This is a genomic window from Paenibacillus sp. JJ-223 (assembly GCF_927798175.1).
Lineage (GTDB): Bacteria > Bacillota > Bacilli > Paenibacillales > Paenibacillaceae > Paenibacillus > Paenibacillus hubeiensis.
This window is the reverse complement of sequence record NZ_CAKMMP010000002.1, coordinates 314,429-336,779: the sequence shown is the minus strand read 5'-3', so window position 1 is coordinate 336,779 and position 22,351 is coordinate 314,429. Positions and strand designations below refer to the sequence as shown.

Annotated in this window: 20 protein-coding genes and 2 pseudogenes; 15 read left to right on the top strand and 7 right to left on the bottom strand. The window is 51.3% G+C overall.

From position 1 onward, the window contains the following. Positions 1-405: 405 nt before the first annotated feature. Positions 406-591: an aspartyl-phosphate phosphatase Spo0E family protein gene (locus L6H98_RS05070; protein WP_236413382.1), complete on the top strand. Its 186-nt coding sequence runs from the start codon at positions 406-408 to the stop codon at positions 589-591. Positions 592-723: 132 nt separating this feature from the next. On the opposite strand, the gene L6H98_RS05065 is transcribed toward L6H98_RS05070, so the two are convergent. Continuing rightward, a complete protein-coding gene (locus L6H98_RS05065; RefSeq protein ID WP_236413381.1) occupies positions 724-1,656 on the bottom strand; it encodes a response regulator in 933 nt (310 codons plus the stop codon). A 401-nt stretch (positions 1,657-2,057) separates the two neighbouring features. Between L6H98_RS05065 and L6H98_RS05060 the strand changes: the two genes are divergently transcribed. Beyond that, positions 2,058-3,500, top strand: coding sequence for an alanine/glycine:cation symporter family protein (locus L6H98_RS05060; RefSeq protein WP_236413380.1), 1,443 nt, complete (start codon positions 2,058-2,060; stop codon positions 3,498-3,500). 111 nt (positions 3,501-3,611) lie between these two features. Here L6H98_RS05060 and L6H98_RS05055 read toward each other — a convergent pair whose 3' ends face one another. After that, positions 3,612-4,454: a methyl-accepting chemotaxis protein gene (locus L6H98_RS05055; protein ID WP_236413379.1), complete on the bottom strand. Its 843-nt coding sequence runs from the start codon at positions 4,452-4,454 to the stop codon at positions 3,612-3,614. A 276-nt stretch (positions 4,455-4,730) separates the two neighbouring features. Between L6H98_RS05055 and L6H98_RS05050 the strand changes: the two genes are divergently transcribed. Further along, the gene (locus L6H98_RS05050) at positions 4,731-5,423 is read left to right on the top strand and encodes a cyclic nucleotide-binding domain-containing protein (protein WP_236413378.1); all 693 of its coding nucleotides are present in this window, start codon (positions 4,731-4,733) and stop codon (positions 5,421-5,423) included. 153 nt (positions 5,424-5,576) lie between these two features. Here the strand turns inward: L6H98_RS05050 and pepT are convergent, their stop codons facing one another. After that, positions 5,577-6,815 (bottom strand): peptidase T, encoded by a 1,239-nt coding sequence (pepT, locus tag L6H98_RS05045; protein ID WP_236413377.1) that lies wholly within the window; start codon positions 6,813-6,815, stop codon positions 5,577-5,579. 224 nt (positions 6,816-7,039) lie between these two features. On the opposite strand from pepT, the gene L6H98_RS05040 reads away from it, so the two are divergent. Together L6H98_RS05040 and L6H98_RS05035 are read left to right on the top strand one after the other, a co-directional pair. After that, the gene (locus L6H98_RS05040; RefSeq protein WP_236413375.1) at positions 7,040-8,074 is read left to right on the top strand and encodes an NADH:flavin oxidoreductase/NADH oxidase; all 1,035 of its coding nucleotides are present in this window, start codon (positions 7,040-7,042) and stop codon (positions 8,072-8,074) included. Positions 8,075-8,210: 136 nt separating this feature from the next. Further along, positions 8,211-8,636, top strand: a complete 426-nt coding sequence (locus tag L6H98_RS05035; RefSeq protein WP_236413373.1) for an SRPBCC domain-containing protein — start codon at positions 8,211-8,213, stop codon at positions 8,634-8,636. A gap of 132 nt (positions 8,637-8,768) precedes the next feature. Here L6H98_RS05035 and L6H98_RS05030 read toward each other — a convergent pair whose 3' ends face one another. Together L6H98_RS05030 and L6H98_RS05025 are read right to left on the bottom strand one after the other, a co-directional pair. Beyond that, positions 8,769-9,278: a GyrI-like domain-containing protein gene (locus L6H98_RS05030; RefSeq protein ID WP_290371424.1), complete on the bottom strand. Its 510-nt coding sequence runs from the start codon at positions 9,276-9,278 to the stop codon at positions 8,769-8,771. A 24-nt stretch (positions 9,279-9,302) separates the two neighbouring features. Further along, a pseudogene (locus L6H98_RS05025) lies at positions 9,303-9,491 on the bottom strand (HTH domain-containing protein); the annotation flags it as partial. A gap of 140 nt (positions 9,492-9,631) precedes the next feature. On the opposite strand from L6H98_RS05025, the gene L6H98_RS05020 reads away from it, so the two are divergent. From L6H98_RS05020 to L6H98_RS05005, 4 genes and pseudogenes are all read left to right on the top strand, one after another. Then, complete coding sequence (locus L6H98_RS05020; protein WP_236413372.1) at positions 9,632-10,114, top strand: GyrI-like domain-containing protein; 483 nt, start codon at positions 9,632-9,634, stop codon at positions 10,112-10,114. A gap of 215 nt (positions 10,115-10,329) precedes the next feature. After that, positions 10,330-11,505 carry an acyltransferase gene (locus L6H98_RS05015; protein WP_236413371.1) on the top strand — a complete coding sequence of 392 codons (1,176 nt, stop codon included), beginning with the start codon at positions 10,330-10,332 and terminating at the stop codon, positions 11,503-11,505. A gap of 1,265 nt (positions 11,506-12,770) precedes the next feature. Further along, positions 12,771-13,220: pseudogene (locus L6H98_RS05010) on the top strand (HNH endonuclease); the annotation flags it as partial. Between the two features lie 210 nt (positions 13,221-13,430). Beyond that, the gene (locus tag L6H98_RS05005; RefSeq protein ID WP_236413370.1) at positions 13,431-14,087 is read left to right on the top strand and encodes a TVP38/TMEM64 family protein; all 657 of its coding nucleotides are present in this window, start codon (positions 13,431-13,433) and stop codon (positions 14,085-14,087) included. Between the two features lie 54 nt (positions 14,088-14,141). On the opposite strand, the gene L6H98_RS05000 is transcribed toward L6H98_RS05005, so the two are convergent. Next, positions 14,142-14,660: a cupin domain-containing protein gene (locus L6H98_RS05000; protein WP_236413369.1), complete on the bottom strand. Its 519-nt coding sequence runs from the start codon at positions 14,658-14,660 to the stop codon at positions 14,142-14,144. A gap of 155 nt (positions 14,661-14,815) precedes the next feature. On the opposite strand from L6H98_RS05000, the gene L6H98_RS04995 reads away from it, so the two are divergent. Next, positions 14,816-15,814, top strand: a complete 999-nt coding sequence (locus L6H98_RS04995) for an NAD-dependent epimerase/dehydratase family protein (protein WP_236413368.1) — start codon at positions 14,816-14,818, stop codon at positions 15,812-15,814. Positions 15,815-15,983: 169 nt separating this feature from the next. Here the strand turns inward: L6H98_RS04995 and L6H98_RS04990 are convergent, their stop codons facing one another. Further along, positions 15,984-16,157 carry a CsbD family protein gene (locus L6H98_RS04990; RefSeq protein WP_236413367.1) on the bottom strand — a complete coding sequence of 58 codons (174 nt, stop codon included), beginning with the start codon at positions 16,155-16,157 and terminating at the stop codon, positions 15,984-15,986. Positions 16,158-16,356: 199 nt separating this feature from the next. On the opposite strand from L6H98_RS04990, the gene L6H98_RS04985 reads away from it, so the two are divergent. From L6H98_RS04985 to L6H98_RS04965, 5 genes are all read left to right on the top strand, one after another. After that, a complete protein-coding gene (locus tag L6H98_RS04985) occupies positions 16,357-17,289 on the top strand; it encodes a hypothetical protein (protein ID WP_236413366.1) in 933 nt (310 codons plus the stop codon). A gap of 50 nt (positions 17,290-17,339) precedes the next feature. Continuing rightward, complete coding sequence (locus L6H98_RS04980; RefSeq protein WP_236413364.1) at positions 17,340-19,160, top strand: RNA polymerase sigma factor; 1,821 nt, start codon at positions 17,340-17,342, stop codon at positions 19,158-19,160. A gap of 697 nt (positions 19,161-19,857) precedes the next feature. Further along, positions 19,858-20,295 (top strand): DUF1641 domain-containing protein, encoded by a 438-nt coding sequence (locus L6H98_RS04975; protein ID WP_236413362.1) that lies wholly within the window; start codon positions 19,858-19,860, stop codon positions 20,293-20,295. A 24-nt stretch (positions 20,296-20,319) separates the two neighbouring features. Continuing rightward, positions 20,320-21,501: an NAD(P)/FAD-dependent oxidoreductase gene (locus L6H98_RS04970; protein ID WP_236413361.1), complete on the top strand. Its 1,182-nt coding sequence runs from the start codon at positions 20,320-20,322 to the stop codon at positions 21,499-21,501. A gap of 162 nt (positions 21,502-21,663) precedes the next feature. After that, a complete protein-coding gene (locus L6H98_RS04965) occupies positions 21,664-22,308 on the top strand; it encodes an SDR family oxidoreductase (protein ID WP_236413734.1) in 645 nt (214 codons plus the stop codon). Positions 22,309-22,351: the final 43 nt, after the last annotated feature.

The window sequence follows — 22,351 nt, the reverse complement described above, 5'->3', positions numbered from 1 at the left end:
CAAGAAATTCATTTTTCTTGCAAATGTGATGTCATAAAAAGCGACAAGTGGGTAATATTCACAGTATAGTCACATTGGAATTTGTGATCGTAATCCATCGGGTTATTACTCCATTTCTAGTATTTTGCAGCATTCGATTCATGTTGTACTAGAACACAATATATAGACGCCTATTAACGATGTGATCCCATATATGGCTATGAATGAGGGGGGATTTGGGGTTTTTCGTCATTATTTTTTGATATTATAGAGTCAAATTGTGCCTTAATGTGTTACTATATCCGTAAAGAATCTCAAAAAATGGGTGATGCAGCCGCACCCGAGCCGATGATGCCATATGTTAATCCAACCGAAGATTGACAGCAAAACCTAAACTATATCACAGTATTAAGGAGGTCTCGGGTGATGGTAATGAGTTTGGATCTGAAAAGTCAAATCGAAAAAGCGAGACATAACCTGCACATGCTGGTGGAACATAACAAAGGTGGGCTAGGGCATCCGGATGTCATTCGGCAGTCCATGGCATTGGACGAGCTGATCAACGAATATCATCGAAAACATGGAAGCAAGGCTGGGGTCAGGCCGATTTAATTTCTCATGCTAATCTTCTTTTTCATATAGCTTTATCCCAATGCGGACATGCAAATGGCCGGGAGCAGCAGGCAGCGATAGCGCTGTGCACTTCCGGTCAGGACATGTCCGCATTGTTTGTGGATGTGGCGGTCAATGCTGCAGAAGGCGTTTCGCTTCAAGGTACAGCACTTGAACGAATTTTTTGGTGTTGATCCTTGTTTGGGACAAGGATGGCTCGACGTTGTTTTGCAGCTCCAGCATTTTTTTGCGGATTTCGGTAAAATCAAAAAACTTTGATGCGTAGTTTTCGAACTTGGGATGGGTATAGTCTGTAAGCCCGAGCGAAACAACATGGCTGAGCGTTTGGAAAATGGCGCGGCGAACGCGTTGTTCGGCAGCCTTGATCTCCTTGTTGATCTCAGCGGGAGACGCGTCTGCTCCCAGTTTGCGCAAGGCAACGTTATGGAAAACATCCTTAAGGGAAGGGAACATGTACGGGGATAGCTTATGCTCTTCCGTTTCGGTTTCCTCCAGAAACTCCAGCATGTCGAGCAGGTCTTTGCTGCCCGCTTCCCCCACCATGCCCATTTCCGATAACAGATGATGTCCCGCGGTCGTAATGTTTTTTTCGGCGGCCTGTCCGCTTTGGCGCTCAGACCCTTGAATCCCTGTCAATCCTTGAAGCGTGCGCTGGATTTCCTGAATCGACTGCTGCATTCTCAACCGCTCGTTGACAAGGCGGAGTACCGATACGATCTCCAGGCGGTTGAGCGGTTTAGTAATATAGTATTCAATGCCAAGCGAGTAAGCTTCCCCGATCATGCTTTTGGATTCGATTTGCGAAATCATGACGATTTTCCCGCCGAAACGGTTTCCAAGCGCGCGGATCGTCTGAATACCATCACGCTGCGGCATAAGCAGATCGATCAGCAGGATGTCCACTTTGTTCAGCTCAAGCAGCTCCGCGTGTACGTGCATCCCGTCTTCGGATTCGCCGGCAATTTCACCCAGTCCTTCATCCTCTATAATATCACCGAGCATGGAACGGATTCCTTGATCGTCATCCACGATAAAATACCTCAACCTTCTTCCTCCTTTCTTGATCACAAGCGACCTATTTGCGAACGGCTTGCACAAAATCCGATGTCTCCCCATCCTATCTTTGCCCACAGTATGCCCTGTTTTGGCGGTGTGTCTCAGAAACATGCATACATTTCTGATGAGTGGCGGTCATTGCGCCTATCATCCTCATCGTGTCAAGTAAAGTCACAACATATGGCCGAATATCACTTTATAACAAAAATTTTGCCCATCACACGTAGATAAATGTCGATTTCGGTAGATGTTCCCGTACTATAAGTAACATCGTTACTTTAAGCATATGCGAAATGATGCAAACGGCAGTGCAGGATGTGTATATGAAAGCCCGAGAGCCGGGCAGATCGCCGATTCGAATGAATTATAGAAGATAAGGGGCAGTGCTGATGGAGCAAACAATACAAGATATCGTCATGTTTTTCAACGATTTTCTATGGTCCAAGTTATTGATTATTTTGTTGGTCGTGTGCGGGGTCTATTTTACCACGAGAACGAGATTCATGCAGTTTCGCATGATTGGAGACATGGTGAAGGTGCTTACCGAGCCGAAGAGCAAGAAGCCGGGCACCATATCGCCGTTTCAGGCGTTTTGCATCAGCATGGCTGCGCGCGTGGGCACGGGCAATATTACGGGCATTGCGTTGGCCATCGCTTTGGGTGGTCCGGGGGCGGTGTTCTGGATGTGGATCATCGCCATCATCGGTGCGGCTTCCAGTTTTGTGGAGAGCACGCTGGCCCAAATCTATAAAGTCCGGGACAACGGTGGTTTCCGAGGAGGACCGGCTTATTACATGGAACGGGGGTTGGGAAAACGCTGGATGGGTGCGCTGTTTGCCGTCCTGATCATTCTCTCGTTCGGTCTGGTGTTTAATGCGGTGCAGTCCAACACGATCACCGTTGCCTTTCAAAATTCGTTTGGCACGGATCGTCTGACGGTGGGCATCATTATGGCGGTAATATTCGCCGCGATCATCTGGGGCGGGGTCAAACGCATCGCCAAAGCTTCCGAATACATCGTCATCGTGCTTGCCGTGCTCTACATCGGCGTGGCTGCCTTCGTGGTGCTGTCGAACGTCACGGAACTGCCTGCAATGATTGCGTTGATCGTCAAAAATGCCTTCGGGTTCGAGCAAGTGGCGGGGGGGACGCTCGGTGCTGCCCTCATGAATGGCGTCAAACGCGGTTTGTTCTCGAATGAAGCGGGGATGGGGAGCGCGCCGAACGCTGCGGCAACGGCCGATACTTCGCACCCCGTCAAGCAGGGGCTCATTCAGGCGTTTGGCGTATTGACCGACACGCTCATCATTTGCACAAGCACGGCCATGATCATCTTGATGTCCGGATTGTACGAAGGATCGAATTTGGGCGGAATTGAGCTTACCCAGGCGGCATTAAGCGTGCATATCGGATCATGGGCTTCCGGCTTTTTGGCTGTTATGGTGTTTCTGTTTGCTTTCAGTACGCTTATCGGCAATTATTATTACGGGGAGACGAACATCGAATTCCTGAAGTCCAATAAAGGATGGCTCTGGTTATACCGCGTTTGCGTCATTGCGATGGTCGTGTTTGGTGCCGTTGCCAAGGTGCAGCTGGTATGGGATTTGGCCGACTTGTTCATGGGGCTGATGGTTGTGGTGAATTTGATCGCAATCCTGATGCTGTCTAAAGTAACGTTTGAAGCGTTGAAGGATTACAAGAGGCAAAAGGCAGAAGGGCGGGACCCGGTCTTCACCCGCGACCGCATCCGCATTCCGGGCGAGGTTGAATGTTGGGAGCCGGAATCGCCATCTGCGGACAACAGTGATCGGAAGATGGTACTGCGCTCGTAGTGGCCTAGCGTGGTTGATTCATGCGTTTTCTATAAATTGAAATAAAGTAAACAAGACTTCCAGGAGATCCTACTTACGTAGTTTTCCTGGAAGTCCTGTTTGCATAACGGATTACTTGGCTTCAACCGTGTAGCTGATGAGTTGGTCTGCGAGCAGTTTCATGCGCTCCCCGGTTGCGTTCAACTTTTCGATCACATCCGTGAAAGACTGTACAAGCGTTGCTTGTTCTTGGGAAGAAGCCGCGATCTGCGATACCTCAACCTCCATTTGTTTGATGACATGCTGCACGTCTTTCAGGCTGGCATCGATATCCGTCGTGGCTTGTTTGGCATCGATCGAGAGCTTGCGGACTTCGGACGCCACAACGCCGAATCCTGCACCTGCTTCACCCACGCGGGCGGCTTCGATGGCGGCGTTCAAGCCAAGCAGGTTGGTCTGCTCCGAAATCTCTCGAATAAAGCCGGCGACTTTGTTGATCTGACTCGAATTTTGCACGGCCAGGCGTGTGTTCTCGAGAATTTGCTCGCTGGTCGCTTGCAATTCTTCGGCATGAGCGGCAACGTGCTGCACCATGTCCACCAGATGGCTGTTAATCGCTTGGTTTTCTTGGATAATGGCTTCAAGATGATTTTGATTGGACTGATCGTAGGATGCGGAGAACACGGCAACGACCTTATTTTCGTCGTCAAAAATCGGGATGCTGAGCACGTCCATTTCGAATCCGTACACTTCTGCCGGCACTTTGGTAAGCGAGGCTTCCCGACCATTCACCAAAGCGGAGAAGTTTTTGAAGTTATCGAGGAGCGGCTCGCCCGGCTTGAAACCAAGGCTGAACTTCTCGTTGGTGATCACGTCGACTACCTTTTCATGATCATATAATGAAAGGCCGATGGGTTCTCTAAGAATTCGGCTGATGTAAGGCAGGGATTTCGTAAGAGCTTCTATAATATTCATGGCTGATGTTCCTTTCCTGGCTGGAGTGATGTCTACAAAAGGTGAACAAACTGTATATATCATCGGATAAGAGTGCGCTATCATTAACTGTATTTTAGATAAATTTGTGAATGTTTAACGTAATATTTTCAGTGAAACATCCATTTATATCGTGGTGCTGGATATAAGTTCTAATAGTAACTATTTTTATATCAAGATATTCCTATGTACATATATCAAAAACAGGACATGTGTCCATGACTGGCCTTCAAAAGATGACGCAGGAGGTTATTCGGTATGAAAGAAATATTGGACTTTCAACAGGTTCGTCGGCTTGCGAGAGAGCATGGTCTGGATCAGGTGTTGAATGAAGCTGCCCTTGGCGAGTTAAGGCTGTTGGAAGCTTCCAAGGGAGAAATCATTTGTTCCAAAGGCGAACGGCCCGATCGTCTGTATTTTCTCGTCGAAGGCAAGCTTAAGATTTATACGACGTCGCCTAACGGGAAATCGTTGCTGCTTCGTTTCTCCACTCCGCCTGCTTTGGTGGGCGATCTGGAGCTCGTTAATGGCAAGGAGGCCAAAAACACGGTGCAAACGGTGAGCAAAAGCTTGCTGCTTGGTATAAGCTACCATTTCCTGCAAAGCACGTATGCCAGCAATCCAAAATTTCTCCATTTCATGCTTGGCCATATAACCCACAAGCTTTATACGTTCTCCAATTTTTCGAGCCTGAACTTGTTATATCCGGTAGAAAGCCGCTTTGCCAGTTACATGTTATCCACGATGGAGCAAGGGGGACAAGTCAATGAGGAGATCCAGACCTCCCGTTTGACGGAGCTTGCCGATCTGTTAGGTACGAGCTACAGGCATTTAAACCGCGTCATTTCGGATCTGTGCGAGCGGGACATCATCCGCAAAGAACAGAAAAAGATCGTGGTTCGGGATGTTGAGCAGCTGCGGGAAATCGCCGGGGGGAACATGTACGAATAATGGTCCGAAACGGATAAACGGGAGCAACGTGAGCGATGCCCATGCATAAAAGCACCCCCGATCGTTGCTGAGGGTGCTCTTTGCAGGTTGCGTTGACTTGCTAGCCGGCATGCGGCGTGAGGCGTGCACTGCCGAGAAAGTGAAGGACGTTGTTTACTTCGCGTCTTGTTCCTCGAACAGCTTCGCTATTTCAATAATAACCTTCGTTGCTTTAACCATATTGTCGACCGAGATGTATTCGAATTTGCCGTGATAGTTCTCTCCCCCGGTAAAGATGTTCGGCGTAGGCATGCCCATATAGGAGAGCTGCGATCCGTCCGTTCCGCCACGAATCGGACGAATGACGGGTTCGATGTCCAGCCGCGTCATCGCTTCATGGGCAATATCCACGATATGCTTCACAGGCTCGATCTTTTCCCGCATATTGAAATACTGATCCTTGAGTTCGAGCGTAACGATCTTTTCGCCATATTTGGTTTTCAGTTCGGCCACAATCGTTTGCATCGTGGATTTGCGGGCTTCAAAGCTGTTGCGGTCAAAGTCCCGGATAATGTAACTCATTCGGGTCTGCTCCACGTCTCCTTCAATCGATAACAAATGATAGAAACCTTCGTAGCCTTCCGTAAACTCGGGGGCCTCTTTGATCGGCAGACGGCTGTTCAGCTCCATCGCGATTTTGGCCGAGTTCACCATCTTGCCTTTTGCCGTTCCGGGGTGCACGTTGGTGCCGCGAATCGTAATTTTGGCGGCTGCGGCGTTAAAGCTCTCGTACTCCAATTCTCCAAGCGGACCGCCGTCGACCGTATATGCGTACTTGGCCCCGAATGCTGCCACATCGAAGCGGTGCGGTCCCCGACCGATCTCCTCGTCCGGCGTGAAGGCAACGCGGATCTTCCCGTGTTTGATCTCCGGATGCTCGATCAGATAAGCCATGGCCGTCATGATTTCGGCGATGCCTGCTTTGTTATCCGCGCCGAGCAGCGTGGTGCCGTCCGTCGTCATCAATGTATGCCCCTTGTATTCATGCAGCTCAGGGAACTCGGCGACGGACAGAACAACGTCCAATTCTTCATTAAGGACGATGTCTTGTCCATCGTAATTTTCAAGGATTTGCGGTTTGACGTTTTTGCCCGTAAAGTCAGTTGCGGTGTCCAGGTGGGCCAGAAAGCCGATGACCGGGATGTCCTTATCCGTGTTGGAAGGCAGCGTTGCCATGACATAACCGTTCTCGTCCATGGTGACGTCTTGCAGACCGATGGCTTTGCATTCTTCGACCAGATGTTTGCCGAGCTCCAATTGGCCTGGCGTGGAAGGGCAGGTTTCGCTGTTTTCGTCGGATTGGGTGTCCATTTGGGCATAGGTGGTCAGTCTTTGGATTAAAATATCTTTCATCCGTATCACTCCTTCAGAACGGTTTGCAAATATCATACCATGTTTTGGATGGGGTTCGCGCGGGCCGGGTTAAGTATAAAAAGAGTAGAGCGGTAAAAAATGTCCGTACTTGTAATTATGCTGATCAGGTTCATAATAAGATATTGAATGACGAATGGGTTGTTTTCCGATCGTGTTTCAGGACATTGAAATAAATAACGATTTACTTAGGAGATGATGAGAAAATGACAGAATCTTTGTTTTCGCCATATCGCTTCAAGGGGCTCGAGTTGAATAATCGCGTGGTCATGGCACCGATGTGCCAGTACTCCGTAACGGCGAAAGACGGCATTCCCAACGATTGGCATCACGTTCACTACGTGAGCCGGGCGGTTGGGGGAACCGGCCTGATCGTCATTGAGATGACCGATGTGGAACCGGACGGGCGCATTACCGACAATGACCTGGGCATTTGGTCCGATGAGCATATTCCCGCTTTTGCCAAGCTTGTGAATGGAATGCATGCATATGGCTCCAAAGTGGCGATCCAGATCGCGCATGCAGGGCGAAAAGCAGAGGATGCCAAACAGCCGGTGGCTCCTTCCGTAGTGACGTTCCCTGGCGAAAACTTCAAGACTCCACGTGCGCTGAGCACGGAAGAGGTTCAGGTCATGGTGCAAAAATTCGCGGACGGCGTACGGCGAGCAGTTCAAGCGGGTGTAGACGCGATTGAGCTTCACGGGGCGCACGGATACCTGATCCACCAATTCCATTCCAAGCTGATGAATCATCGCGAGGACGAATACGGTAAAGATTTGTCGCGCTTCGGCTGCGAAATCATTCGTGCGGCTAAAAAGGTGATGCCGGATACCATGCCGCTTATTATGCGCATTTCCGCCGTGGAATACGCCGACGGAGGCTACGATATCGACCATACCCTCGACATTTCACGGGCATACAAGGAAGCGGGCGTCGACATGTTCCACATCAGTTCCGGCGGCGAGGGCCCGTCTGGAACGCGGAAGCCGGGCAATTATCCGGGGTACCAGGTTCCGTTTGCCCGCCGTTTCCGAGATGAGCTCGGCGTCCCGGTCATTGCCGTGGGTTTGCTGGATGACGCCTCCCTTGCTCAAGCCGTGATCGGCAACGGCGATGCCGACCTCGTGGCGGTAGGCAGAGGCATGCTGCGTGATCCGTATTGGGCCAACCATGCCGCACTGAAGTTGGGTGCGGACGTCAAGCAGGCAGCCATTGCGCAGCAATATACACGTGGATACTGATTGAGGCCGGGCCGATGCATGGAGATGCCATGCACCGGCTTATTTGCATATTTGCACGATCCCCGGATATAGTGGTAGGAGCAACGTTTGAAACAAAGTGTACAGAGAACAATAACCTTGCCAAGGAGGCGAAGATATGGAATCATCAAGTGCATTGCCGGCAATCCGGCAACAACTCACGCTGCAGGCCCCTGCGGAGAAGGTATGGAATATCGTGTCCACGTCCGAAGGCATGGCTTCCTGGTTCATGCCCAGCAACTTGGAGCCTGTGGTGGGCCACAAGTTCATTTTGGAGGCAGGACCATTTGGTCAATCCCCTTGTGAGGTCACCGAAGTGCAGCCGCTGCATAAGCTCTCTTTTCGTTGGGGGAAAGATTGGACGCTGACCTTCGAGCTTGAAGCGCATGGGGAGAGCACGGACTTCACGTTGATTCACGACGGCTGGGATGCGGACAAGCTGACCGAGTTTGGGCAGGCTCACGCCATCGTACGAGAGAAAATGTCTCAGGGCTGGACTGGAATTGTACAGAAGCTCGGTCGGGTCGTGGAAGGCCACGCCTGATTCCGAATAGAACGATAGCATGTCAAAAGCCGCAGCGATGCTCCGACGGAATGCCGGGAGAATCCTGTGGTTTTTGTATTTTATAAGAACCTTAGACTTCGCGGCAGGGAGCTAACGAGGTTTATGAACGGATTATGGGCTTACGCCTTCTGCAGCGTTATCGAGTAAGGGGATGTAAATGTCCATGGACTGCGCATCGCCGGAATGCCTTGATTCCAACGAGTAAGCTGTCATGTTCGGCTCCAACCCGCGTTGCCTCAGCTTTTCTGCCAACCATAAGAAGGTTTGATCGGTTTCAGCCCGGTCGGAGCCGCCCTGGTGGGTGTAAACAGCATATTCGCACGCAGGAAGGGTCAAGCCGACCATACCCTGCGGTATTTCGTGAAGGTGCGACACCTCCACCCCGGCCACGTAACGATATATCTTTGAACGGCTCAGCGTAACGCCCGTACTGTTCCCTGCTTGCTTTTGACGAACGATTTCATGCCGCCTGCGCTCCAGTTCCGACCATAACCTGGGGATCATGACCTTGGCCATATACACGGCTGTGAAGGGGGCTTGGAACTCGATGCCGACAATGTGGATCTCGGGACGTAATACGCGCCGGAATGGATCGGCGGCCGGCTGTATGGAATCGGTCATGATTCCTTTTCGTGCAGCAGAGGGCAGCAAGGAATACCCTCCGGCCCTGCCGGCCTCTGCATACAAAGGTACCCCCATGCCGCTGAGCTCGTGCAAATACCGCAGCATGGTCCGATAGGATACGCCGAACTCGGAGGCCATGTCTTCCACGGTAAAGGTTCGTTTCTCATATACCCGCATCATCAGTTCGATCAAGCGCTGCGTTTTGGTCATGATACCGGTCGCTCCTTAGGAAGAAATGTTTTTTATTGTGACAGAATTTGTCATTATATTAGTATAAAATAGAGTCAGGCTAGCGACAACAAAGACAGCATGCGTGAACAAGAACCAATGTTGAAAGGGTGAGGAGAACGATGAATCAGGTCAACGAAGCGATGCTTCTGCATAAGGATGCCGCGGTAGTCATCGGATTGAAGTGGGAGGGAACATTTGCGGAGGCGGGTGCCGGTGGCATTCGAGCCGTGCAGATGGAATTCAAACGGCGATTGCCGGAAATTGAAGGTGTTCTCCATCCAAAGGAACTGCTAGGTCTGTCCTATCATATGACGGAAACTCATTTTTCGCATCTTGTCGCTGTCGAGGTTGAAGCGGAACAAGAGGCTTCGGTTCCCGAAGGCATGCTGCGCATGGATGTACCTGCACAGACCTATGCCACATGCAGTCATGTCAAAGGACAGAGCATCGAGGCATCCTACAACCATATTTATGCCTGGATCGAGCAACAAGGCTTCAAAGCGTTGAACGAGCCGTTTACCCATTATGAGGTGTACCCGATGGATCAGGACCCGTACGATCCTGAACCTGAGTTTTCCATATTCATCCCCGTCAGCCAATAATTTTTTTGGCATACAGGTTGATTCCGCTTTATTCCTCCAGACCGCGTCGTTGCGGTCTTTTTTGCATTTGGTGAAATTTTATGATGGCAAAAAAAGTTGAAAATTCAGGAATTTTTAAGAAGTTGGACTACCCTTATTAAGCTATATGCTTTTTAATAGAGATTGAGATTATCGCAATACGTTATTGACGAAATAATTAAGGAGAAACGCAAAACATGACAGAAACGATCAAAAGAGAACGAATACCGGAGTTGAATCTGGTCCGCGCCATGGCCATTATCGGCGTTCTGTGCGTGCACTCGACTTCATATGCCACTGTTGACATGACGGAATCGGGATACTACTGGTTGTACAATTTCATTAACATTTTCATGAAGTATGGTACGCCTTCTTTTATTTTTCTGAGCAGCTTTGTGCTGTTCTATAACTATTATTCCCGTCCGCTCGACAAGAAGTTGATCGGCAACTTCTACAAGAAACGGTTCGTGTATATCTTGCTGCCTTATTTCCTGTTCTCCCTGTTCTACTTCGTGATTCTTCACGTTACGCATTATCAGGGGCGTCCGTTCGGGGAATCGGCCATCAGCTTCATCAGCAAGTTGTTTACGGGCAAAGCTTACACGCACTTGTACTTCGTGTTTATCAACATGCAGTTTTACCTGCTCTTTCCGTTGGTATTATGGCTGCTCAAGAAATATCCCGCCGTCGTTAAATGGTCCGTGCCGATCGGGCTGCTTATTCAATGGGCCTTCATCGTAAGCAACAAATACGGATTCCAGGTACCGAACAAAGGAAGCTGGGCATTCTCTTACTTCTCCTACTTCATGCTAGGAGCATTCATCGGGGTGTATTTTCCGAAGATCAAGCAGTGGTTTATCGTTAGCCGCGAAAATGCGACCACAGGCCGCGTAGCTTCATGGATTGCCTTATGGATTGTATGGATCGGGGCAGGTCTCGGCCATGTATACATCTACTATCTGCTTCGCATGAAAATAGCTACGTACAATACGCTGTATTATGAGCTGTTGTGGAATGTGCACACCTTTGCCTGCGCGCTGGTGCTCATCCAGATTTCTTACCTGCTGTACCGCAAGGGTCCGAAATTCCTCGTGAAGCCGCTGAGCTCGCTTGGGGCTTTGTCGTTCGGCATCTACCTGATTCATCCGTTCTTCCTGCTGGTCTATCGCGAGTTTCCGCCGCAAACGGGAACATCTTGGCTGGTGCATCTGTGGTATGCGGGAGGTTTCGGCATCGCACTCGTTGCCTCGTGGATCGTGGTAGCCCTGACAGCGAGGTTCATCCCGTTCGCTTGGGTCATTTTCGGAAATCTGCCGAAGCCCAAACCGCGTTTGGTACCTCAAAGCAATCCGGGACAGGTGGACGTTCGTTAACGTCTATCCTGCATGGAATAATAAACCGTATCCTTGTCGACCTTAGGGTTAGGGATACGGTTTTTTTGTTTACGCTTTGTACAGCGTTTTTCGAAAAAAATGAGAACAGGTGTTTCATTCTGGTGTATAATGGGTAAGAAGGGTGTGGACATGAAACCAATTTTGGAAATAAGGTGATTCGAATGAAGACATGCGAACAATGCGGAAAAGCAGTTGAAGATATACTTGAGTATGTGGAACATATATTGCGCGAATGCGGACGAGCGCAGGGAAACGGAACGGAGAACGGTCCGGAAATCGCACAGGAGTGCTGGTATAAGGATTGCCGGAATTAGACCGTTCGGCAGGGCTTAACGATGCAATCTTAATCCGATCCGTCTTCGAAAAGCAGTCTGACTCCCTGAATGCCTCCGTTAGAGGTTTTCTTATCGGATGTGATACAATGGAAAGAAACCGGATTCATACGGAATCGAGGTGACATCATGGAGATGGGCACAGCCCCTTTCCGGAACAGCATGACAGAACATGAGGCCAGACAGACCAAAACATGTACATATTGCGGACATACCTACCCGTTGTCCGCTTTTCGGCGCAGAACCGGAAAAAGGGCTGGTGCCGGCTCCAGACGCGGGGCCTGCCGCAATTGTCGCCAACTTGGCGCGAATAAGGGTGAGCCGATGGCCGGGCTGGCAAGCGGACCGGCATGGTCAGGGCAGAGAAGTGTGGATGCCGCAGCGCTTCAGGCTCGAGACGAAGGGCGAGCTTCATCTGAGACCAAGGATTTATCGGGCGCGTCCGGCATCGGCAAACCGCGAAAAAAACGTGCCAAAACCGCAGCTTTCGACAGTGCAACAGCTGCATCTCCGAAGCCTGCACGATCGCCGGTTATCACGGAAGGTCTCGCAACCGAACCCGATTCCGGGACGGCAAGCATACCTGCAGCTGCTGTTGCTGCTGATTCCGCAACCGTCAAACGAAAGCGGAGAAGGCGCAAACGCAAAAGCAAACGTCCGGAACTGCAGGCGATAGCCGAACAGTCTGCAGGGGATGAGGCAGGCACACGCCCGTTGGTCCGGGCGGAGAGCGGGCGTCAAGAAGCATCCCCCGCACGAAAGGAATCAGCAGATGGAGAGGCTGCCGCGAGTGACGGCAAACGTCCGGCAGCTGCCCATGCCAATCGCAACCGAAGTGCCGTCGCGGATGGTCGCCCGCGTCGCCATGCTGCGGCGAAACCTTCGGTATTGGACCCGGAAGACCCTTCGTTTTTGCGTACGAACAGGCAGGGCTTGGTACGCATGCGCGGCAAGACGGACAAGGGGCGGCGCTGGCATCAGGAAGTCGAGATGGAGCTTGCGGTAACGCTCGTGAAGGAGAAGGCCGCCGTCGTTGTCAATCGATATACGATTCGCCGATTGTTCAGCAACAAGGACTTCAAGCGATATATTCTGAATCGTGACAGATATACCTGTTATTTCTGTGGTTCCTATGGAGACACGATCGATCACCTTCTCCCTCGGGCCAAGGGCGGTCATACCACGCCGATGAACTGCGTGTGCGCCTGCAATCTGTGCAACCAGTCCAAGGCGGCGATGGATGCGGACGAGTTCATGCGCTCCGGCATACCCGAATGGAATGCAGCCCATCAGGAAGAGATGAACGCGATACAGGATGAGATGAACACGATAGAGGAAGAAATGAATGTGATCATGGAATGAGAAAAGGGCCATTAGGCTCTTTTTTTGTCTAAACAGCAAGTACATAAAAAAACGGTTCGCTAATGCCGGGCGTAAACACGCCGAGAAGCTAAAATTTCATCAAATTAACATCCATTCGGGACTGGCTTCTACGTTATACTTGGGTGAGCGCATTTATGAGAATCAACGCCTTCGAATAAAGGTTTGAATACTGACGGATGGAGGGAGAGCATGACTCTGACGACCTTGGACATCATGTCGTACATCACGGAAGAGAACATCCGGTTCTGGATGGAGAAGTTTCGCTCGCTCGGACCATTGCCGGGCATTTTGCTGACATTTATGAAGTCGTTCGTGCCGCCGTTGCCGACCTTGCTGATCGTGGGGATAAACGGAGCCGTGTACGGATTGTGGGCCGGATTCCTGTATTCATGGATCGGAATCGTGCTGGGCTGCACGGTGACGTTCCTGCTGGTCAGGGAAGTCGGCAAATCCAGGTTCGTGGAACGCTGGTCCAACAAACCGCGCGTACAGCGAAGCATGGTATGGATCCGGCGCAATGCCATGGGATATGTGTTTTTGCTAAGCATCTTCCCGGTGGGCCCGTTTGTCATCATTAATGTGGCTGCAGGCATCGCAAGAATGAGACTGGCCTCTTTTTTGGTGGCAGTCGGGCTGGGGAAAGCGATCATGATCTTCTGCGTGACATATATCGGTTCAAACGTGGAGCAGTTCCTTGAGCATCCCGTGCGCTGGCTGGGCGTACTGCTGTTCATTGCGATTTCGCTGTGGGCCAGCCGCAAGCTGGAACGCCACTTTACCCGTTCTTCCGAACGCGAGGATGTAAGCAAGCTGGATCCACCGGCAGGCGAGTCGATTTCCTCCTGAGGGGATATCCCCTAAACAATGGAGGTCGCGCGCCATGCCGGCTGCTTGCGGCCCCTATCCCCGCAATTTGCCCCAATGCTCTACCAGCGGGCCCCCACTGCCGTACACGGGGTCGGTAAGAGGCAAGGGCACTTCCCGAATTTCATGCAGCACCGCTGGTCGTTCAGATCGTTCGCCAGTCTTAAGATTGTAGTTCATTCCTTCCGGATAAGCCCCGACGATGCGAAAGTCAGGGCTTTTTTCCATGCGTTTGTGGCCTGTTCCGGCAGGCAGCACGATGACATCCCCTGCTTCAACCCAAACGGGCTGCCCATGCTCTCCGCCGAGCAAGAGCTTTGCCGATCCTTGGATGACCGCAAGCGCTTCGTGCGTATTGCTATGGTAGTGGTGAAAATCAAATACGCCGTTGGTCCAGCTATTTCCCCAACCGTTCCTGTTCAGGAGATGTTCGGCTTCAACCGGTTGGGCTGCCCAAACATGCCGGTACAGCAGAACAGGCAAAATGGGGTTGTTTGGAATGATCCCGTCATCCTTGAAATACAGGGTATCCACGCCAGCCTCTTTTGAATTCATCTATGCATCACCTCACTAAGTATTACCCATTCCCGACGCTGCGGACAAAGAACTCTGAAAACGCATGAAAAAACGATACGAATTGTATCGTTTTGAGGTATAATCATTGCATGTACGATTCAAGCATACAATGATGGCCTAGGAGGGATGAACTGGTGAACATTGTCATTACAGGTGCTTCCGGATTTGTTGGATTCAATCTCGCCCGTTATTTGGCGGAGCGGGGACATGGCCTTACTTTGATCGATCTCGATGATTATTGCCAGCGATTCTCCATGGGATCGAACAGCTCAACGATGCATCTTATCGCTCATAATCTGATAAGCGGCGGTTTGAAATGGCCTGAAAACACAGATTGCATCATTCATCTTGCGGCAATGCCTCATGTCGATTACTCGTACCACCGGCCTGTTGAAGTGTTTCAAAACAATACGGCAAGCACTCAGTCCGTTCTGCAGCACGCAGCCGATCATCGCATTCCGGTTATCCTTGCTTCTTCCGTTGAAGTGTATGGCGGGCAGCATGGGAAGGTATATCGCGAATCGGATGAGTATGCGCCGGTATCCCCTTATTCCGCCTCCAAGGTAGCCTGCGAAATGCTGGCTCAATCCTATGCCCAATGTTACGGGCTTTCCGTAAAAGTCTTTCGACTCACCAACCTCTACGGGCCGTGGCAATTGCCTGACCGGGTCGTGCCCCGCAACATGGCCAGAATGATCGCCGGCCTTCCTTTGGATATACAGGGTTCTGCCGTCCGGGATTTCCTGTATATAGAAGATGCGCTGCGTGCCATCGAATTGATTCTCCATCATGGGCGGGAGCGCCATGTCTACAATATTTCTTCGGGCGTGGGCACAACCATGCAAGAGATCGGACGGGAACTTCAAAATTTGAAACCGTCAGGACGGGTAAACCTGTCTGAAGAAGAGCCGACCAATTCCCGAGGGTCAAGCCTGGTTATCGATTCCGGCAAGCTGCGCGCCGAACTGGGCTGGGAGCCGCAAACGACGCTTGAAGAAGGTCTCGAGCGGACATTCGTTTGGTATGAAACACATAAGGATTGGGTGCGACAGTTCGCAAAGCAGTATGGTTGCTCCAGAGAGAACCGCGATTTTCTTGTGGATATGGCGAGATACGGAGTTGTTGCCGTCTGACAAAAGCAAAAAAGCCAGGGAAGGGTCGATGGATCCGAACGCCTTCCTTGGCTTTTTAACGTGTCCGCACCGTACTTATGGACGAAAAACATGTAGTAACGGACCGGGATGCCCTCATCCTGTTGTTGGATGAATCGCAACGATTAGATATCGCCCTCTTGGCGAACGGTTAGTGATGTTTTTTTACATCGGCAATTTTGTCTTGGACCGCCCCTTTGGCTTTGTCCATCTTGCCTTCTGCCTGAAGGGATCTGTCATCCGTTGCATTGCCGACCTGGTCCTTGATCTCGCCCTTGGCTTTGTTCACGCCTGCCTTGATCTTGTCGCTAGCCGAATTGCTCATGTCGATCATCTCCTTCATCGGAAGTGTAGTCCTTTATTAACCGGGATGCGCATGTTTTAAACGCCGAGCGTGGAAACCTTTCTTCACTTCGTACGTCTTTTTGTTGAAAAAGCTGTCAGAAATCGATCCCTTCCGGAGTCAATCAAGTATAGGCACTGAATGGCGGTGCTTCTTCAACTTCAAGGGAGGATGGTATGATATGAATGCATATATCGGAAATGGAGCGTACTGCTACGCCAACTCGGCAGCCATGATGCTGGCGGCCAAGGGAGAGACCATTGAGCCGGGACTGCTCGAAGTGGCCAGTGGTTTCTCGCTGGGAGCGCATCTGATACCCAGTGGATTGCTCTTTTTTGACAATTGCTCCGAAACTCCGGATTCGGGCATCACGAGGGCGATGGAACTGCTGGGCTTCCGCGTGCAGCATCGGGTACAGGAGGAGGGCACTGCACTACCTCTGTATGAGCTAGGGGAGGCGCTGGATCAAGGCCCGGTTATGCTTGGGCCTCTGGATATGGGCAAACTGGTGTATAACCCGAACCATAACAATCTTGGCGGGTGCGACCATTATGTGCTGGCGCTGGAGATACGAGAGCATGAAGTCTGGCTCCATGACCCCGCAGGCTTTCCTTATGTCTGCCTGACACTGGAACAGCTGAACGAGGCATGGAAGGGAGGCGTATTTCCTTGGAGTCCGGGTGCCTATCGTTTTTGGTCAGGCCCTGAGCGGGTTGAGCAACTTGACGTCAAGGAACTGCATCAGCGCGTGCTGAGCTGGTTCAGGGAAACGATGCAAAATCAGTATCAGACCAAGGCCGCGGAATCCGGGCGGACAGGAAAACAGGCAATACTGCATAAGGCAAACCAGATCCGTGATGGCGCGATTGATATGGACGAATGGAGTCATTACGTATATTTTGCCCTGCCTGTAGGTGCGCGGCGCGCCCATGATTACGGCTCCTTTTTCAAAAATAATCATGGTCAGCTATCGGGCTTGAAGTACAAACAATCCCGACAGTTTGGCGAGTGTCAATCCCGCCTTGCTGCCCGTCACTGGCAAGCGGCGGCAGATGCGATGGAAGCACTGGCCGAGACGGAGGCTGCCATCGAAGAGGCTCTGCTTCAGCTGTAGCCTTGCTGTATCCAGTCTGAAACATGCATCTTGGGAAGGAGAGAATCGACGTGAACAAATCTACGCTGAAGCGATCCATGGATCATTTGGACAGGGAAGCGCATGCGCAGTGTACAGAATTATCCGTGCTTGAGGATATTGTTCTCATCAAGCAGGCGAAATCTGGCGATTCGGCTGCATTCGAAGAGCTGGTGCGACGTTACCGGGTCCGGCTATTCGGCTATGCGCGTTCCCTGGTGAGGGATGCATATCTCGCTGAGGATATTTTGCAGGAGTCGTTGATTCGGGCTTTTGTCTATCTGGAGCAGCTTCAGGATGCGGAACGGTTCTCGGCCTGGGTACAGCGCATCGTGCGAAATCAGGCGTACTCCCGGATGCGGCGGCAGGATCGGCAGAAGGAGTACAGTTTGTCGGCATTAACGGAGGCCTTCCTGCCCAATGAGGGCGCTCCCCCGCACTGTTGGAACAGGAACGGGAGGGGGGACGGGGCGAATTGCGATTCGTTTGTCATCACCAGCGGCGATGCCGACCCGGAGCAAAGGCTTGCAGAGCGCGAGCAGCTCAGACGGTTTCACGAACTGCTTCATGGACTGAGCGGCAAGGAACGCGGCGTCATGCATGCTTATCTTATGGAGGAGCGTTCACCGCAAGAGATTGCTGCCGCGTTGGACCTCACTCTCGCCAACACGTATCAGCTGTTGTCCCGGGGGCGCAAAAAGCTGGCTCAGCGCCATATCCGTCTTTCGTTAAACGATGTACTGGCCGAACGGGCGCCTTATGGCAGCAAACAGGTCATTTTGCGTGAGCCTGGGTTCTTTCGCAGCCCGCAATCCTGGAGCTCAGCCGCTGAAACGCTGCATGAAATGCTGCTGTACACCGGCTCAGCCTTGTCCTTGCCCATGGTGATGGGGATGAGCGGACTGGCGTTTCGATTGACACTTTTCCCGCAGGATATCCATATCGCCGGTCCAACCGCATATCATTTCAAAGAAGTGCTATCGCGAGCCTTACGCTTCATGGGGTTTCCTTCATATTCCGTCGAGGGGGTGGGAACCGGAGCGGGACTCAATGCCAACCTGCTTGATCCGGCGCTGCGCGAAGGCAAAGCGAAGGAAAAAAGGCCCCTGGACCAGCGGTTGGCCAGTGCCGTTTCCTTGATCCACTACTCGATTGACCGTGGTGTTCCAGCCGTTGTCTGGGATTTGAATATTCCGGAGTTCGGGCTCATCTACGGATATAACAGTTCAAATCATACTTTATATGGCGCGGATTACATTCGTGCTGGCATTTATCCGGTCGACCATTTGGGGCGTGGATTGAACCAGGAAATTTTCGTGCTGGCGGCCGATGCCGCGGGCTCGAATGGAATTTTGGACGTAGGCGGGGCCCTGGAAGCTGCATTGGCTCACTACCGCGGAGAGGACCCTTATGCTTTGCAGGATACGGTTAGCGGTCTGGAGGCTTATGAAGCCTGGCGGAACGCTTTTCGCTGCGGGCGGATCGAACCCAATGGCAATGCCTATAATCTGGCCGTTCTGCAGGATGCGCGGTATTATGCGGCTGAATATCTCAAAACGCTATCCGAAAAGTGGGCGAGTGAACCAGAATATGCCGACTTCAGTGCCCTCTGCCTGGATGCAGAGGAAATCTACCGCACGATGACCGACAGGCTGGATGGGCTTGCAAGCCTGTTTCCTTTTCCTGAGGGCGGACGCCCGAATGACGAAATGAACGCGAATCAGGCGATGAGGCTGCTTGACCAGGTTGAGACGCTTGAAAGGTCCGCCATCGCTATATTGGAGAACATGCTGGCGGAATGGCGGGCGAAACAGCTGACGCAGGGACCTCGAAAGCTGCTTGGGGGAAAATGAGAGGCAGGAACCTTGATTATTCATGTCATTGGCATAAGGAATGCACACCGTGCATTCCTTATTTCTGCCTGGAGAGACGTTGTTGGAAACTTCGAAGAATAAGCGGGCAAGGCGCGCTGCATAATAACCACAGTGACGCATTTCGTTGCATGAAAAACCATGATTTTGGAAGAAGGGCTTCTTATCAGCCTCAAAAAAATCGTGACCGGTGTGATGCTTCGTACATATGGTCATATAGGAGCTTGTCCTAATACCATATATGGTAGGGTGAAAGGCAGCATATGGAAGTAAATGGACCGCCCGGCGAGCCGCAATACTTGACAAAAAAATCGGATTTGTTACAATGTTCACAATATCTTCACAAGTGTAAAAAATTTCTTTTTCATGTTCATGTGCAAGAGGTGTAATATAAGGATATAGAGTTCGATTTCGGCCTGCTTGTCGTTTTGTGTGTCAACACTTGTTGTCCGCAATAGACCTATGTATTTTGCGTCCATCCACGTTTGGAGAGAAAGGATGCAAAATGCTGACCTAAATACAATGCATAATGTGAGAGTGGCCAAAGGGCTGCGCTCTTTCTATTGTGTGAAATTTGGTACATTGGTATTGTATCGTTTGTATTCCTGGTTCGGCTCTGATTGACAGGCATCATGAAAGTCGCGGACTTCTATCCCAAAGTAAAGGAGGACTTTCTCTTATGTCACAATCGCCTACTCAACAAGAGGTGCCGGTAACAGAAGGCGCCGACCAGCAACAGTCCCTGGACGTGCTGGATCAACTGATGAAGCCTGAGGTACAGGAGTCCCTTACCGTACTGGTAGAGAACCTGCCTAAACTGGCTGAAATGGTTACGGTAATGACCAAAGCTTACGATTTCGCACAAAGCATCGCCACGGACAAAGTTCTGATCAGCGATACGATGAGCGCAATGGGCGAATTTGCCAAGCCTGTAGTGAACACTGCAAAAGGTGTAGCTTCCGCTGCCATCGAAGCAGGAGATCGTGCACAAGTCGACCAATCGACGGTCGGTCTATTCGGTATGCTTAAAATGCTGAAAGATCCAAACGTACAAAAATCGCTTCGTTTCGCTCAAGCTTTCCTGAGTGTTCTGAACGAGCGTCAACAACAGCGTTAAGATTAGAAAGAACGGAGGATGGATATGTCGAAGCAAATCTTGATCTTGGGCGGCGGCTACGGCGGTTTGTTGACTGCGCTGACTGCGCGCAAATACTTGACCCCGGAAGAAGCGACTATTACGGTCGTTAACCGTTTCCCTACGCACCAAATCATTACGGAGCTGCACCGTCTTGCGGCCGGAAGCATCGCCGAAAAGGCGGTTGCCCTTCCATTGGAGAAATTGCTGCGCGGCAAAGACGTGAACCTGAAAATCGATACGGTGGACAGCATCAAACCTGACGAGAAAAAAGTGCTGATGGCTAGCGGTTCCACATACTCTTACGATGCACTCGTCGTTGCCCTGGGCAGCGAAACGGCATTCTTCGGAATTCCTGGATTGCAAGAGCACAGCTTCACGCTCAAATCCGTTGACGATGCAAACCGTATCCGTGCACACGTTGAAGCGCGTCTGGATGCTTACAAACAATCCGGCAACAAAGCAGACGCTACGTTTGTTATCGGTGGCGGCGGCTTGACGGGTATCGAGCTTGTCGGCGAATTCGCTGACCTTCTGCCAGGCGTATGCCAAGAGAAAGGTATCGATTTCAAAGATATCTCCCTCTACACGGTCGAAGCAGGTCCTTCCATTCTGGCCGGTTTCCCGCCAGAGCTGGTTGAGCGTGCAAAAACAAGCTTGGAAAAACGCGGCGTAAACTTCATTATCGGCGTTGCGATCACCGAAATGAAAGAAAACGAAGTAATGCTGAAAGACGGCAGCTCCATTCCTACGAATACGCTTGTATGGACAGGCGGAGTCCAAGGTAATGCAGTTGTTGCCAACAGCGGAATCGAAGTGGATCGCGGCCGTGCGAAAGTTACGGAAGTTCTGCAATCCACATCCCACAAAGACGTGTTTGTTGCCGGCGACAGCGCAGTGGTCTTCCCTAGCGAAGGTGCTCGTCCTTACCCTCCAACAGCACAACTGGCTTGGCAAATGGGTGAAACCATCGGTCACAACCTGGGCGTAATGTTCAAAGGTGGCGCAATGGAAAGCTTCACGCCGGTATTCTCCGGAACACTGGGAAGCTTGGGTCGCAAAGACGCTGTCGGCATGATCGGCGGCAACCAGACTCGCCTGAAAGGCCTGCCTGCAACAATGATGAAAGAAGCAAGTAACATCCGTTACTTGTCCCATATTCACGGTTTGTTCGCACTGGCGTACTAATAACCGTAGCAATGCAACAGGGCGCTCTCCTCGGGAGCGCCTTTTTGATTATTTCGTCGTTGGTTCAAGTAGAAAGTGGGCGCTGTTCAGCGGTTATAAAAGCCACGGTTGGTTATGGTATATTAAGGCGTATATCACCATAACCGGAAGGAGCGTATTATGATGAACATATTGGTTATCGGAGCAAACGGACAGATCGGAAAACTGCTGGTAGAACTGTTGGCCAAAGAAGCAGCACACCGGGTTACCGCCATGGTTCGAAAAGCTGAACAAGCGGAATCGTTGAAACAGCTTGGCGCCCATGTCGTCATTGGCGATTTGGAGGGGAGCGTGGAAGAGCTTGCCGAAGCGATGAAGGATCACGATGCAGTCGTATTTACGGCAGGTTCTGGCGGTTCCACGGGAGCGGACAAAACGCTGCTGATCGACCTGGACGGAGCGGTGAAAACGATGGAAGCGGCGAAAGAACGCGGAATCAAACGATATATTATGGTCAGCGCATTTGGCGCGGATCAGCGGGAAAAATGGTCCCAGGCCATCAAGCCCTATTATGTGGCAAAGCACTATGCGGATCGGGCGTTGTTGGACAGTGAACTAAACTACACGATCATTCGCCCGGGCGGATTAAAGAATGAGCCGGGCACCGGCAAAGTGGCCGTTGGCACGGACTTGAAGCCGGGAAGCATCCCGCGCGAGGATGTTGCCCGCGTTATCGCGGCATCTTTGCAGGAAGAGAAGACGTATCGCAGGGCATTCGATCTTGTGGCCGGAAACGATGCCATTGAGGATGCATTGGGCAAGCTGTAGCACGCATATCGGATATGGGAGCTGGAAAGTGGATTAAGGGGGA

Coding starts and splice junctions, on each gene's coding strand:
- L6H98_RS05070 (WP_236413382.1), top strand. CDS start 406: ATGGTAATGAGTTTGGATCTGAAAAGTCAAATCGAAAAAGCGAGACAT.
- L6H98_RS05060 (WP_236413380.1), top strand. CDS start 2,058: ATGGAGCAAACAATACAAGATATCGTCATGTTTTTCAACGATTTTCTA.
- L6H98_RS05055 (WP_236413379.1), bottom strand. CDS start 4,454: ATGAATATTATAGAAGCTCTTACGAAATCCCTGCCTTACATCAGCCGA.
- L6H98_RS05050 (WP_236413378.1), top strand. CDS start 4,731: ATGAAAGAAATATTGGACTTTCAACAGGTTCGTCGGCTTGCGAGAGAG.
- pepT (WP_236413377.1), bottom strand. CDS start 6,815: ATGAAAGATATTTTAATCCAAAGACTGACCACCTATGCCCAAATGGAC.
- L6H98_RS05040 (WP_236413375.1), top strand. CDS start 7,040: ATGACAGAATCTTTGTTTTCGCCATATCGCTTCAAGGGGCTCGAGTTG.
- L6H98_RS05035 (WP_236413373.1), top strand. CDS start 8,211: ATGGAATCATCAAGTGCATTGCCGGCAATCCGGCAACAACTCACGCTG.
- L6H98_RS05030 (WP_290371424.1), bottom strand. CDS start 9,278: ATGACCGATTCCATACAGCCGGCCGCCGATCCATTCCGGCGCGTATTA.
- L6H98_RS05020 (WP_236413372.1), top strand. CDS start 9,632: ATGAATCAGGTCAACGAAGCGATGCTTCTGCATAAGGATGCCGCGGTA.
- L6H98_RS05015 (WP_236413371.1), top strand. CDS start 10,330: ATGACAGAAACGATCAAAAGAGAACGAATACCGGAGTTGAATCTGGTC.
- L6H98_RS05005 (WP_236413370.1), top strand. CDS start 13,431: ATGACTCTGACGACCTTGGACATCATGTCGTACATCACGGAAGAGAAC.
- L6H98_RS05000 (WP_236413369.1), bottom strand. CDS start 14,660: ATGAATTCAAAAGAGGCTGGCGTGGATACCCTGTATTTCAAGGATGAC.
- L6H98_RS04990 (WP_236413367.1), bottom strand. CDS start 16,157: ATGAGCAATTCGGCTAGCGACAAGATCAAGGCAGGCGTGAACAAAGCC.
- L6H98_RS04985 (WP_236413366.1), top strand. CDS start 16,357: ATGAATGCATATATCGGAAATGGAGCGTACTGCTACGCCAACTCGGCA.
- L6H98_RS04975 (WP_236413362.1), top strand. CDS start 19,858: ATGTCACAATCGCCTACTCAACAAGAGGTGCCGGTAACAGAAGGCGCC.
- L6H98_RS04970 (WP_236413361.1), top strand. CDS start 20,320: ATGTCGAAGCAAATCTTGATCTTGGGCGGCGGCTACGGCGGTTTGTTG.
- L6H98_RS04965 (WP_236413734.1), top strand. CDS start 21,664: ATGAACATATTGGTTATCGGAGCAAACGGACAGATCGGAAAACTGCTG.